The organism is Paenibacillus puldeungensis, assembly GCF_042678945.1.
GTDB classification, from domain to species: domain Bacteria; phylum Bacillota; class Bacilli; order Paenibacillales; family Paenibacillaceae; genus Fontibacillus; species Fontibacillus puldeungensis.
Genome location: NZ_JBHTLM010000014.1, coordinates 127,344 through 140,368 on the forward strand (window position 1 = coordinate 127,344; position 13,025 = coordinate 140,368).

At 45.5% G+C, this 13,025-nt stretch carries 5 protein-coding genes and 16 tRNA genes; 1 reads left to right on the top strand and 20 read right to left on the bottom strand.

Annotation, left to right across the window (positions count from 1 at the left end):
- Positions 1-160: 160 nt before the first annotated feature.
- From ACFQ3W_RS18245 to ACFQ3W_RS18260, 4 genes are all read right to left on the bottom strand, one after another.
- A complete protein-coding gene (locus ACFQ3W_RS18245; RefSeq protein ID WP_379320674.1) occupies positions 161-2,383 on the bottom strand; it encodes an alpha-galactosidase in 2,223 nt (740 codons plus the stop codon).
- A 57-nt stretch (positions 2,384-2,440) separates the two neighbouring features.
- Positions 2,441-3,955 (bottom strand): peptide MFS transporter, encoded by a 1,515-nt coding sequence (locus tag ACFQ3W_RS18250; RefSeq protein WP_379320675.1) that lies wholly within the window; start codon positions 3,953-3,955, stop codon positions 2,441-2,443.
- Positions 3,956-4,207: 252 nt separating this feature from the next.
- Positions 4,208-5,269 (bottom strand): helix-turn-helix domain-containing protein, encoded by a 1,062-nt coding sequence (locus ACFQ3W_RS18255; RefSeq protein ID WP_379320676.1) that lies wholly within the window; start codon positions 5,267-5,269, stop codon positions 4,208-4,210.
- Positions 5,270-5,527: 258 nt separating this feature from the next.
- Positions 5,528-9,958, bottom strand: a complete 4,431-nt coding sequence (locus ACFQ3W_RS18260; RefSeq protein ID WP_379320677.1) for a LamG-like jellyroll fold domain-containing protein — start codon at positions 9,956-9,958, stop codon at positions 5,528-5,530.
- A gap of 552 nt (positions 9,959-10,510) precedes the next feature.
- Between ACFQ3W_RS18260 and ACFQ3W_RS18265 the strand changes: the two genes are divergently transcribed.
- Entirely contained in the window at positions 10,511-10,573 is a 63-nt protein-coding gene (locus tag ACFQ3W_RS18265) for a hypothetical protein (protein WP_379320686.1), read from the top strand.
- 562 nt (positions 10,574-11,135) lie between these two features.
- Here ACFQ3W_RS18265 and ACFQ3W_RS18270 read toward each other — a convergent pair.
- From ACFQ3W_RS18270 to ACFQ3W_RS18345, 16 genes are all read right to left on the bottom strand, one after another.
- Positions 11,136-11,215, bottom strand: a tRNA-Leu gene (locus tag ACFQ3W_RS18270).
- A gap of 24 nt (positions 11,216-11,239) precedes the next feature.
- Positions 11,240-11,328, bottom strand: a tRNA-Leu gene (locus ACFQ3W_RS18275).
- Between the two features lie 10 nt (positions 11,329-11,338).
- Positions 11,339-11,412 (bottom strand) — tRNA-Cys (locus tag ACFQ3W_RS18280).
- A gap of 11 nt (positions 11,413-11,423) precedes the next feature.
- Positions 11,424-11,498: transfer RNA gene (locus tag ACFQ3W_RS18285), tRNA-Gly, on the bottom strand.
- A gap of 7 nt (positions 11,499-11,505) precedes the next feature.
- Positions 11,506-11,580 (bottom strand) — tRNA-Gln (locus ACFQ3W_RS18290).
- A 21-nt stretch (positions 11,581-11,601) separates the two neighbouring features.
- Positions 11,602-11,677: transfer RNA gene (locus ACFQ3W_RS18295), tRNA-His, on the bottom strand.
- Between the two features lie 28 nt (positions 11,678-11,705).
- Positions 11,706-11,779: transfer RNA gene (locus ACFQ3W_RS18300), tRNA-Trp, on the bottom strand.
- A gap of 12 nt (positions 11,780-11,791) precedes the next feature.
- Positions 11,792-11,877, bottom strand: a tRNA-Tyr gene (locus ACFQ3W_RS18305).
- Between the two features lie 3 nt (positions 11,878-11,880).
- Positions 11,881-11,956: transfer RNA gene (locus ACFQ3W_RS18310), tRNA-Thr, on the bottom strand.
- A gap of 22 nt (positions 11,957-11,978) precedes the next feature.
- Positions 11,979-12,054 (bottom strand) — tRNA-Phe (locus ACFQ3W_RS18315).
- Between the two features lie 127 nt (positions 12,055-12,181).
- A tRNA-Asp gene (locus tag ACFQ3W_RS18320) sits at positions 12,182-12,258 on the bottom strand.
- Positions 12,259-12,333: 75 nt separating this feature from the next.
- A tRNA-Met gene (locus ACFQ3W_RS18325) sits at positions 12,334-12,407 on the bottom strand.
- A 16-nt stretch (positions 12,408-12,423) separates the two neighbouring features.
- A tRNA-Val gene (locus ACFQ3W_RS18330) sits at positions 12,424-12,499 on the bottom strand.
- A gap of 80 nt (positions 12,500-12,579) precedes the next feature.
- Positions 12,580-12,654, bottom strand: a tRNA-Glu gene (locus ACFQ3W_RS18335).
- 24 nt (positions 12,655-12,678) lie between these two features.
- Positions 12,679-12,770, bottom strand: a tRNA-Ser gene (locus ACFQ3W_RS18340).
- A gap of 3 nt (positions 12,771-12,773) precedes the next feature.
- Positions 12,774-12,849 (bottom strand) — tRNA-Asn (locus ACFQ3W_RS18345).
- Positions 12,850-13,025: the final 176 nt, after the last annotated feature.

Consider the following 13,025-nt stretch of genomic DNA (forward strand, 5'->3'; position numbering starts at 1 on the left):
AGGAATTCCTGGCGGTACCCCATTTTTCATTCGTTGATCCTGACATTTGCTGCTTTTCTTGCGATACCAGGAAGCCCATGCTCCAAAGTTTATACTTTCTGATGTCTTAAAGAAGACCCCGAACCTTCATTAGAGGTTCGGGGTCTTTCCTTTTTGCTATTTATTCGGCTTCTAATATAAATAATCTGGACAAAAAGTCTCCCCTCGGGACTTTGGACAGATAGTCCCCGGAAGTGCTGTCGTTTAACAGGATTCCAATCTCCATCAACTCGTCTCCATAGTAGGAACGTTCGTCGGCACTTGCGATCCGATACTTTTTATCCGTATCCAGCCCGGCAAGCTTCAACCGTCTATACCCGACATTTACATCAGTAAGCGTTCGGTAATACCCTACAATGGCACGATTTCTATCCTTTGAGAGGATCATCCATGCGGTTACATTTCCCTCAAACGGGCTTACCAACCGATAGAAAGTACCCTGATGTATAAGCTCCCGGTCCTTTTTCATAAATTGGATTTGTTCTCGGACCGTTTCCTTTTCCGCATCGGATAGCAAGCTTAAGTCCAGTTCGTATCCAAAGGTCCCAAAATAAGCTACATCTCCCCTGGTGGCAAGCGAGGTGCTGCGAGAGGTCTGATGGTTAGGAACCGCGGAAACATGGGACCCCATACTGCTGATCGGATATACCAGTGACGTACCATATTGGATTTTCAACCGTTCAACCGCGTCCGTGTCATCTGAAATCCAGCCCTGCGGGCAGAAATACAGCATGCCCGGATCAAATCTGCCCCCTCCGCTGGCGCAGGATTCAAACAGCACTTTCGGAAATTTGCTAGTTAACCGTTCAAACAGTTCATACAATCCCAAAATGTACTGATGGTACACTTTTCCCTGGAAATCGCTTTCTCTGCCTACAGAAAATACTTCCGACATGGAGCGGTTCATATCCCATTTGACGTACGAAATGTCCGATTCGGATAGTATTTTGCTGATCGTCTCATCCAAATAATCAATGACCTCGGCTTTCGTCAAATCCAATACATATTGATTTCGGCCAGGACTCATTGAGCGGTATGGAACAGCCATAATCCAATCGCTATGTTTTAGATAAAGATCGCTTTCTTTGCTAATCATTTCCGGCTCAAACCAAAGCCCGAATTTCAGCCCCAGATCCGTTATTTTGCTAGCTAGACCGGAAATCCCGTTAGGCAGCTTTTCCTTATTCGGATACCAGTCCCCTAGTGAGGTCGTATCCGTATTCCGCTTACCAAACCACCCATCATCCAGCACAAACAATTCAATACCCAGATCGGCAGCTGAACGAGCAATTTCCAAGATTTTGTCTTCATTGAACTTCATGTACGTGGCTTCCCAATTGTTAATTAAAATAGGCCGCGTCCGATCTCTCCAAAATCCTCTTGCTAACCGTGTTCGGTAAAGTTCATGGAAGGTCTGGCTCATTTTGTTCAAGCCTTTGTCCGAATAAACCATGACGACTTCAGGTGTCTGGAAGCTTTCTCCCGGCTGCAAGCCCCAACTGAATCCGTTCGGGTGGATCCCCATCATAACACGCGTTACGTCGTAAGTATCCACTTCCACTTGAGCCAGGAAGTTGCCGCTATAGATCAGGCTAAGTCCGATCGCTTCTCCGGAAAATTCCGTTGTTTCTTTCCTCTTTAAGCCAATGAATGGATTATATTGATGGCTACTATGTCCGCGCAAACTATAGGTGCTCTGAATACCCTGATGAAGAGCATGCGTTTGAATATGGCGTTCTCTTCCCCATGCTCCGGTTAAATCGATCATTTCATAGTTTTTGTCCGGAAGATCCAGGTTGAAGCTCATTGCGGAATCAAGCTGTATTTTTTGCTCACCTAAATTGCTGATCTTTATATTTCTGGTTAACGTAGGCAGGTTTTTATATATGGTATACTGCAACTCCACCTGACACTTTAACTGCTCATCCATCAAAAAGACACGGAGGGTCTGCGCTTCGCCATCGTTCTCTACATAAGTTGCTGGTAATCCTTCAAGCACGGGCTTGCCCGAAACAATCTCATGCTTCAGGTATTCAAAACATGTGGTATGGCTGCCATCCTCCTGAAGGATATGCAGCCCGCAATTCCTCAGGTCCCCGGCTCCATAAACGGAAATCTCCTGTTTGACCTGTTCGAGCGAAAATTTGGCATTTCCCTCGAACACACAGGGGGACATATCGCGGAAGCCGAGCTCCAGAAGATGCGAAAAGTCCTCCTGGTCGTGAATTTTTTTGCCATAATATAAATGACCCAGTTGATTATTCGGCATGATGCAAAAAATATAGCTAATCTCGTCATTATACAGATGGAACTGTCGGGATTTTTCATGATAAATTATGGGCACTACAATAAGCTCCTTTCAAAAAAGTGCTGACAAATGGCTTTGTCAGCACTTTTGCATTTATACCATATCCTTCTCGATATTTTTCGAGAATACAAAGATGAGCGTGGCCGTAACAAGCAGGAGTGCGGTCATAATAGGGAACAAGTCCACTTGCTGATCTGCCGTCTGATAGAAGCTAAACAGAATCAGTGCAATCCCGTTCCCGATCGTACCAGCTTGTCCCCAAGCGGTCTGCATCTGAGTATCGTAAGCATCAGGCGACAATTTCGCTACTAGAGATGAACCGATCGGCCAAACCAGGTTATCCGAGAACGTGAGGAACAGGTAGTAGAATACCATCCACAGCAAGCTGTACGGCGCCGAATTTGAAAACATAAGAATAGGAATGGTCAGTAAGCCGTAGCCAAGACCAGAGAAAAGAATCCCAAAGCCATATTTATGCGTTGTACGAATATTCGTTGCGCGTGTCTTTGTCCAAAGCCATACGAAAACCGGTGCCAGTATTAACCCTAAAACGGTGTAAATGGTCCCTACAGATCCAGGAGCAAGTTCAAATCCAAAAATATTGCGGTCTATCTTTTTATCAATGAAAATAGCTACCATCGAGGTCAACATAGATCCGCAAAGCGCCATCACAATTTGAGCCGAGAACAGTTTTAGGAAAGGCTTCATTCTTCTTCTGTCGTGAGCCGTTAAATCTTTTTTACTCAAAAGATTAGTCAAGAAGGCAATTGGAATAATAAAGGTTGCCGAAGTAATAATATTTAAAACACCTTGGAAAGAAATTACTTTGGCCAGAACTAACGCCACAATGCCGCCAATAAGAACCACTAGGATTAGCATAAACCGGAAAAATATTTTTCCAAATTTCCCTTCTTCAAGAGGCTTGACCGGTTTTTCTCCCAGAGGACCAAAAAACTTGTGCTGGGTGACGAAGATAACGGCACCATAGAGGAAAGCAGCTATGGCAGCGATCAGAAAGCCAACATGGTAGTTTTTCATACCAATTTGACCGACTAACACTGGAGCGATCAAACCGGCTATATTATTAGCGATACTATGAATCGTAAATGCAGCGTCGCGTCTTCCATTATCGGTCTTGCGGTACAATTGACCAGTTAGAGAAGCATTGCTCGCCCCCATAATTGGAAGCGACATCAAAAACAAAGCGATTAATGCAAAAATTCTTCCTTGAGTGAGGGAAAAGGCTGGAATTGCCAAAATCGCAAAAGCCGTCCCTTTAACAATGTTCCCGAGGATCAAGGCTTTGCGCATACCCAATACCCGGTCCGCCAACCAACTACCAAAAATACCAAAGATAGAATTACATGCGCCCATCGCTGTTACCATAGAAGCAGCTTGACCTTGTGTAAACTCTAGTCCTTTTGTAAATGGAGAATAGAGATAAAAAATTAAAATCGCATACAGGGCGCCCCAAGCAAAAGAGTTAAAAAAGTTACCCGTTGCTAGAGCACCTATCCCTCTAGGATGCCCCAAAAATTTCCTGTCGTCTAGTACCTCCTCTAATCTCGCATTGTTAGAACCAGGCTCATGTTGCATTCCATCACTCATTGCATTTCCCTCTTTCGTCAGTATTTCTGAGAACGCTTTCCCTTTAAAATATAGCAGATAACCGTTTCCAAAACGGTAGCGTAAAGTTGGGATAGGTGGACATTTGTTACCTGGGTCGAAAAACGACTCAGTATATTATGGAAACATACCTACTATTTTGTAATCATGTGTTTCCATGGAGTGCATCTCAAATCAAAGAGCCAGCATCTGCAAAAGTTGCAGACAAACTGGCTCTTTGATTGCGATTTTACATTAACGCAAGGAGGCTTTAAGCTTTTCCATAGCTTGTGCATACAGAGGAAGCCCATCCAAGGCCTTCAATTGTTCTTCTTCAAGAATAGACTGAAGCAATTGCTGTCTAACGATCTTCTGTTCCTCCGGCTTCACCTCTAATTCTACATCTTTGAAAAAAGGATTCTCACTGTAGTCATAGCCTGCAGAAATTACTCCTTCGACATAAATGTCAAGCCAATGGGCAGCTTCCTCCAGCTTTCCGACCTCAATGCACAAATTACAGCAATGATAGGCAGCTGAATACAGCCCGGTCCCAAAGATACTTTCCAACTTGTGGAGTGTGTTTAAATAGAAGAAGGCTCTGTCGTAATCTTTTTCCATCTTAGAGGCTTTAGCCATTGTAGTCAGTGAAAATCCTGTTTGAACGGTATCCTGAAGCAGCATTTTCTCGGCATATTCCAAAGCCTCTTTAGCCTTACCTTGTCTTAAGTATAGTTCTGAGTATAGTGCTCTAGAATTTATCAGAGGTTGAGTGATTTCTTGAAGGGCTGCTTCAGTCTCTTCTAGGTTGCCTAAATTCATCTGCATACTGGCAATACAAAACCATGCAAGTGACGTATATTTAGGATCTCTAGAGTCCACGACCTGCCTAAGCAAATCTAATGACTGATGCCTTCTAGCTGTTATAAATTCTTCTGAGCGATCTTCCGTCATCATGAGATACATATTCAATAGACCAGCCACAGTAAACTTTAAAGGAATACTATTCGGATATTCATGCAAATACTCTACACTTTTCTTCTCTCCTATTGCATATCCATCGTTTAGAAATAGATGTGTCAGTTCCTGCTTGATGTGATTAACCTCTGTCTCCGTAATTTCCGGATTAAAGGATAATAAATGATCCAGATTAGTACCTAGCGCACGAGCCAAGGGGACCAATAATGAGATATCTGGTGTAGAGTTGCCGTTCTCCCACTTGCTTACCGCCCCGGCAGAGACACCAACCATTGAGGCTAACTTCTCCTGAGTAAGATTATTTTGTTTTCTTAACTGTAAGATCCGTTGTCCAATATTCAACTTTATATTCACAATGAGTCCTCACATCCCCATTCAAGTACTTGTCAATATATCTTCATTATACGGTGTGATGATTTACTAAGTAATGGAGGGACAGGAAGACTACGGTAGAGTAAAGTTGAATAGTGCTCAACTAGGCTATCCGAGTAAATAAAAAATGCTGATTGATACTGTTAAACAGCAACCAATTCGCGCATACCAAAAAAACAGATGCTGCGAATCATGTCGCAGCATCTGTTTGCAATTAAACGCCGATTATTACTGCAGCATCCGTTCAACCATGGCTGCTGCTTCCGCTCTGTTCGCATGTCCTAACGGATTGATCATATTTTCCCCATTTCCTTTGATGATGCCGTGTTTGATCAAAGATGAAATACTTCCTGCTGCATAGTCTGCAACCTGATTCGCATCGGCAAACTTCATCACTTCATTTGCCTTATCGCCTTCTTTCAGCTTTCCCGCAGCAGCCAAAGCTCTTGCAGCAAACACCATCATATCCTGTCTGGAGATTTCACCTCTCGGATTGTACAGGTTGTCTCCGACACCGTTTGCGATCCCAAGCTTTTTAACGATTCCCAACGCTTGATAATAATAATCGCCTTGCTTTACATCGGCAAAGTTAGAGCCCAAGTCGGCCTTCAAGTCAAATGCTCTCACCAATAGAACCATAAAGTCGGCGCGCGTAATTTTTTTCCCTGGCTCGAAAGTTGTTTCCGAAGTGCCCATAATGATGCCTTTTGCTGCCAAAGCGCCGATTGCCTTTTCGGCCCATCCGTAATTGGCTAAATCCCTGAATGTTTTCTTCGGCGTTTCCTGCGACGGTTCTGGTTTTGTCGGTTCCGGTTTGGATGTATTGCCCTTATCCGGTTCCGATGGCTTTGTTTGCGATTTTGCTGGCGTTGGCGATGTATAGCTGCCACCCTGATTACTGCCGCCGTTTCCGCCCGCCGGCGTTTCACCGCTCAACGCCGCTTCGCACTTGGCCAGGAACGCTTCGATCTCGGCAGCTGTCACATTCATCTTCGCGTACAGCTTTTTGGATTCCTCATACAATTTTTTCAAATCTTCCGAATTCTGCTCGGCAAGCCTCTTCTGCATGGCCAGCAGCTGATCGATCTGAACCATCTTGCTTCGTGTTACGTGCTCCGTATAGAGTCGCTTGATTTCTCCGCTCGTCAATGCTGTGCCATACAGTCGACCGACGGAAATACTGCCGTCCAGTACAGCTCCTGCTCCGCCGTCCGAATTCGGATCGCCCGGCAAAGCAAAATGAATGTCGGGATGATAGACATCTCCGGAAGCATCAGTAGATTTTACCAGTTCCCCGTCCAGATACAATTTAATCGTACTGCCGTCGTAAGTTGCCGCCAGATGATAGTACTTGTTCTTCTCAAGCTGAACGCCTACCCGCTTATAACTGCCGCCGATATGCGCCCAAATTTCCATAAAGCCGTCGTCGTTAGATTCGAAGCCGATGCCACCGCCTTGCGTGTTCATAAGCACACCCATATCGGCAATCTTGTTCATTTTGAATACCGTTTCCAGCGTAAATTGCTTCGTCACCTTGTCCCTTTGCTCTTTCGAGAAAGGAATCCTGATAAAGTTGTCGTTCTTGCCGTTAAACAAGGCAACATGCTTCTTTACCTTATCGTCATATTCAAACTTTACGTCACCTACAACTTCCGCTTTGAGCTTCGAAGCCGAAATGTCGGTTGCCTTCCCGTCCAGGAAGTTGAAATCAAACACATCCGCTTTGGGAGTCTCTGTTCTGTAAAGCATCGCCGTGCCAAATCCTTCTGTCGTTCTCCAGGACTGGGACGTTTCGTTCTTGCTCCAGAACAAGGTTGAATCGAATCCGTCCGTACCGTCATTATCGTCTACGGCGATATCGAAGCCAAGTTTTCGCTGCATTAGCGGATCAATGCCGAGAAAGCTCCACGGGATTGCCATTTCAACGGCCCAGCCTTTATCGGTTTTCTTCTGGGCTTTCTTGATATCATCGGCATTTCTGCTGGCAGAACCACCGCCAAAACCGAAAACTTTAAAGCTGCCGTCCTCTGTGTACCCATAACCGATCTGCACATCGTAGGGCACTTCGTAGCTGTCCTTCTTGTCATTGTTCGCATCAATAAAGATGCTGACTTCATCGCCAAGCCACAGCTTCCGCTCGACCAGCTTGCTGTCCTCAATATCGATCCCTACGTACAAATAGTTCTTATCCCACAGCAGACCATATTTAGCCTTGTTTTCCCGTTCTATGGAATCCTTCGACAATTGCTCAATTGGCGTCTTGATCTTCCAGTCGCTATCGCTTAGAATTCCGTCAATGGACGGAGCGTTCTTCGTTTCGGCAGCCCATGTAAGCACACCAGGAATATCTGTTCCGTCCTCAGCATTAATGCCAGTCTTTGTCTTTGCAATGTTCCGCAGTGGCTGAACACTCTCCTTGCCCCACGAATCAATGGCCGTTACGGTAAAAATATATTCCGTTCCGTCCTTTAAGCCGGATACCGGCGTCGACATTTGCTTTGCTCTGGGATAGAGATAGAAATCCGAGAACATCAGAAATTCATTATCTACCTTACCCGTAGCCTTATTAATCGCTTGAATTTTGTAGGACTGCACCAAATCCTCGTCTTGTCCCTGGTCAAACGTAAGCTTTACCGAATTTTCTTTCACATCCGAAACGGTAAGCATCGCACTATCGTCAAAATAAGGATTGGCGCTCTGCTCTTTACGCGCATCGGTATACGTGAACTTACTCTTATCCCCGGGACTTTCAATGACCCAATCATCCTTGATGACCCGATCATTATCGAAATCAAGACGTTTTACTCGAACGGCGTTGGTTGTCTTATCCACTTCTACCAGCAGCCCCTGGCTGAAGTCGTAGGGGCTTGGCGGAATGCTGCCGCCGAGCTTGCCGTCTTCCAATTCAATATAAGTTAACGCGCCGGTACCGATGGAGGTGAAGTCCTTTTGATAAATCGATCTTTCGTCATTAAGCGCGTAATGCGAATGTCCGGAAAATGTAATGACCTGAGGATATTTTTTCAATACATCATACAGCTCCTGATTCTCCCAACCCCAATCGTCGCTGCCATACACCGTGTTCTTAGACGGCTGGTGAATAGAGACAAATATGGGCTTATCCGGTGCTTTGGCTGCCGCGTTTGCCAATTCTTTCTCCAGCCATGGCTTTGCCTCGGTGAAAATCCCGTTGACCTCATTGCTTTCCGTACTGACTTGAATGAAATGATAGCCGTCGATGACTTCATGAGTATTGATCTCTGCTCCAAGGTTATCGGTAAATCGCTTCTGCGAAACCTCAGGAGGCTGACCAGCATAATAACCATTCCAATAATCATGATTGCCCATCGTGTACAGCTTTTTAACTCCGGCCATGCTATACTTGTTCAGCGTATACAGAAAGCGGGTATATTGCGCCTGAGAGCCCTCGTTGGTCAAATCCCCGACCATCACATACGCCTTCAGATTCGGCGCCATGTTGTTGACGGTCGTCAGAGCCTTCGCGAACTTATCATCCTGTATGGACGCTTCGTCGTTGATGTGCACATCGCTCCATACGGCAAAAGTCAGTTTATCTTTTTGTTCTCCACCAAGCAGTGCGTCTGCTCGTACCAGTAGAGCAGCAATCTCGGCTCCAGTAACATTCATTTTGTCATACGCCGTAGCGATATCAGAAACGAGCTGTTTCAGCTCATCCGTCGGCTTGGAGCTGAGCATAGCCTGAAGCTGCGTATATTTAGTGAATAACTGATCGATTCCGTTCAATTGGGCTCGATCTGCCTGCTCTTTATACAGCTTCTTGATATCATCGGCCGATAAAGCTTTGCTATACAAACGGGCAATCGAAACTCTTCCATCCAGCACAGCGCTGGCCGAATCCCCCGATCCCGGATCACCGCCGATGGCAAAATTCATATCCGGCTGGTAGACATCTCCGGAAGCGGCAACCGATTCTGCCAGCTCGCCGTTCAAATACAAGCTGACGGCACTGCCATCGTAGGTCGCCGCCAGATGATAGTACTTGTCCTTTTCAAGTTGCACGCCCACCTTCTTGTAACTGCCGTCGATATGAGCCCATATTTCCATGAATCCGGTATCAGTCGATTCGAAGCCAATGCCTCCGCTCTCGGTATTCATCAGAATACCCATATCGGCAGTCTTGTTCATTTTAAAGACCGTTTCCAGCGTGAACTGCTTTGTCATCTTATCCCTTTGCTCTTGAGAAAAAGGTATTTTAATAAAATTATTGCTCTCTCCATTAAATACAGCTACCTGCTTCTTAACCGTACTGTCATATTCAAATTTCACGTCACCGATCACTTCCCCATTGAGTTTAGCTGGTGAGCTGTCGGTAGCTTTCCCGTCAAGAAAATTAAAGTCGAATACCCGGTCAGCATACACCGCTTCAGCAACCGACCCATATACCGCTTTTACGACGTCAGGCGTTTCATTGTTCTGCGTAATATTAACAAAAGGTGAATAGTCGGACTGATAAAACGAGCTTGCTTTCGTAGCCGCTGAAGCGTTAGCATTTTCACTCGACTTGGCCATTGCACTTCCGTTTAGCACCGTTCCCGCTAACAGGCTGCAAATCACCAAAAGTCGGCTTACTTTTGTTCCAAATCCTTTTTTTAGGAACACTTGAACTATCACTCCCATTCTACTAATTTGTGATTTCTTTTATATCTTTTTGTTATTTATTGAACATTATTTAATATATCAGCCAATTGTTAAGTCGAAATCAACATAGAAAAACAACGCACCGTAAACACCGTGGCTGACAATGTTTTCTTGCGCCATTCCTTGCTGATCAAATCTCAGAGGGCGCCTTGAAAGCCGCCGACCATTTTGCTGTCATTGCTAACCTATGCAAAATTATCAGCGGACATTCCCCGCGATGTATCATAAATAGAGTCCTTTTTCGCCTAACATAATGAGTGACTATAAAAAGTCGATCACCAAATATTTTACGCAACCAACCTGAAGATTTATCTGTATCAGATATTCCGCAGATCCTAAGTTTGGAAAAGAACTTATTAAAGTTATCTGTACTTCTGCTTTTCCAAACTTCCTGTGCCCTAAGCGACAAAAACACATCAAAAATTTCCGAGCATAAACAAGCTAATAATGAGGAAAAATCAGACTTCTACTGGACGGAGGGATAGGTAGCTTGTCGAGGGAGCAGAGCGTTTGCATATCACTCAGCCGGCGGTGAATCATACCATCAAGCAACTGGAAGGAAAGCTGGCGGACAGATGTTCTCCCGAACACTAAAAGGAGTTATTCTTACTACCGAAGATGAAGTATTATGTGGCTATGTCGGACTGGCATACAAATGTGTGGAAGTAGATGGAAAACATTGCCGGGATGTATAACTTGAACAGTGGAGAGATCAATATTGGAGCGAGCGACACGTTGTGCAAGCATTAATTGCTGCCGTACCTGGAATGTTTCCATGAACAACATCCGAATGTTCGTATCAGCGTCACGAACCGAACGACGCCAGAAACATTCACTTTGCAAAAGGAGGGAAAAACTGAGTTTGGTATATCGTTAGCTTACCGGCAGCGGACAAGCAGATTCGGTTTCACGTAGGCTCACGCAGCATTGATCTTCTTGTACAGTTGCAAGGATCGGTTATGGACTTGCATTTGTTATTCACAATTATGTGGCTTAGGAGCTTTACTTCCGGCGAGCTCGTCGAAATTTTCTTACCTTCCCCTATAATTACCGTAGTATCTCGCCCAATCAGAGTATTCACAATGTCCGTGGCTCATCTAAATAAATAAAACCCTGATCAATGATTTACAATGATCAGAGTTTTATTTATGTGTGATGCCGGTGAAGGGACTCGAACCCCCACGGTTTCCCTCACGATTTTGAGTCGCGCGCGTCTGCCAATTCCGCCACACCGGCAAGTAAACATATGCTTTTTATTGTTGGTGCGGAAGACCAGACTTGAACTGGTACGATAGTCACCTACCGCAGGATTTTAAGTCCTGTGCGTCTGCCGATTCCGCCACTCCCGCAAATATATAATGGAGGCGCCACCCAGACTCGAACTGGGGATAAAGCTTTTGCAGAGCTGTGCCTTACCACTTGGCTATGGCGCCATATATAAAAATGGAGCGGACGACGGGAATCGAACCCGCGACCCTCGCCTTGGCAAGGCGATGCTCTACCGCTGAGCCACGTCCGCTTACAAATGGCTGGGGATATAGGATTCGAACCTATGAATGACGGAGTCAAAGTCCGTTGCCTTACCGCTTGGCTAATCCCCAATATTTGTTTTTTGAGAAAAATGGGGCGATCGATGGGGATCGAACCCACGTATGCCGGAGCCACAATCCGGTGCGTTAACCACTTCGCCACGACCGCCATAAAGAAAATATAAAATTGTGAAGATTGGCAGGGGCAGCAGGAATTGAACCCACACCAAAGGTTTTGGAGACCTTTGTTCTACCTTTAAACTATGCCCCTATTAGGTAAAACTGGTGGAGGCTGATGGATTCGAACCACCGAACTCGTCAGAGAACAGATTTACAGTCTGCTGCGTTTGGCCACTTCGCTAAGCCTCCATGTGGTGCCGGCGAGAGGACTTGAACCCCCAACCTACTGATTACAAGTCAGTTGCTCTACCAGTTGAGCTACACCGGCTTTTAAGTTATCAAATTTACTATGGTGGCTCGGGACGGAATCGAACCGCCGACACGAGGATTTTCAGTCCTCTGCTCTACCGACTGAGCTACCGAGCCATACAGATTAATTATACGGGCTCTTCCACCAGCTGCCCAAGCATTAATCATGGTGGGTAGAGTGACGACACCCTTTACAAGGCTCATCTGAATTCCAATGAATTCCTATCCCTATTCAAAAGATAAATGGCGGAGCCGACGGGATTCGAACCCGCGGTCTCCTGCGTGACAGGCAGGCATGTTAGGCCTCTACACCACGGCTCCACACTAGGTACTAATGTATCCCCAGAAAGCATTCGAAAATCGCTATAAAGCTACTCTTCACTTTTCGGGAATAAATTGCGGGGGCAGGATTTGAACCTGCGGCCTTCGGGTTATGAGCCCGACGAGCTACCGGGCTGCTCCACCCCGCGTCAGTAAATATCATTATGGTGGAGGCTAACGGGATCGAACCGCTGACCCTCTGCTTGTAAGGCAGATGCTCTCCCAGCTGAGCTAAGCCTCCATGGAAAAGACAAACGTTATTATATCAGATAATCACTACTGAAATCAAGTATAATTTTTACCAAATTTCTTTAAAAAAGATGGTGACCCGTAGGGGACTCGAACCCCTGTTACCTCCGTGAAAGGGAGGTGTCTTAACCACTTGACCAACGGGCCATTTATTGATTTCGATAACATTAGTGGCGGAGAGAGAGGGATTCGAACCCTCGAGACGCTTGTGACGCCTACACGATTTCCAATCGTGCTCCTTCGGCCAACTCGGACACCTCTCCACATGGCTCCCCGAACAGGACTCGAACCTGTGACAACTCGATTAACAGTCGAGTGCTCTACCAACTGAGCTATCAGGGAATATTATTTAATTCAAGGATTAATCCTTGAAAACTGGATACGAAACTTATTTGCGTTTTAAATTAGCATATGCTTCCGAAGTAGCTTTACTTCGTAAAGCTTTTAGGATAAGCCCTCGACCGATTAGTACCTGTCAGCTCCATGCATTGCTGCACTTCCACCTCAGGCCTATCAAC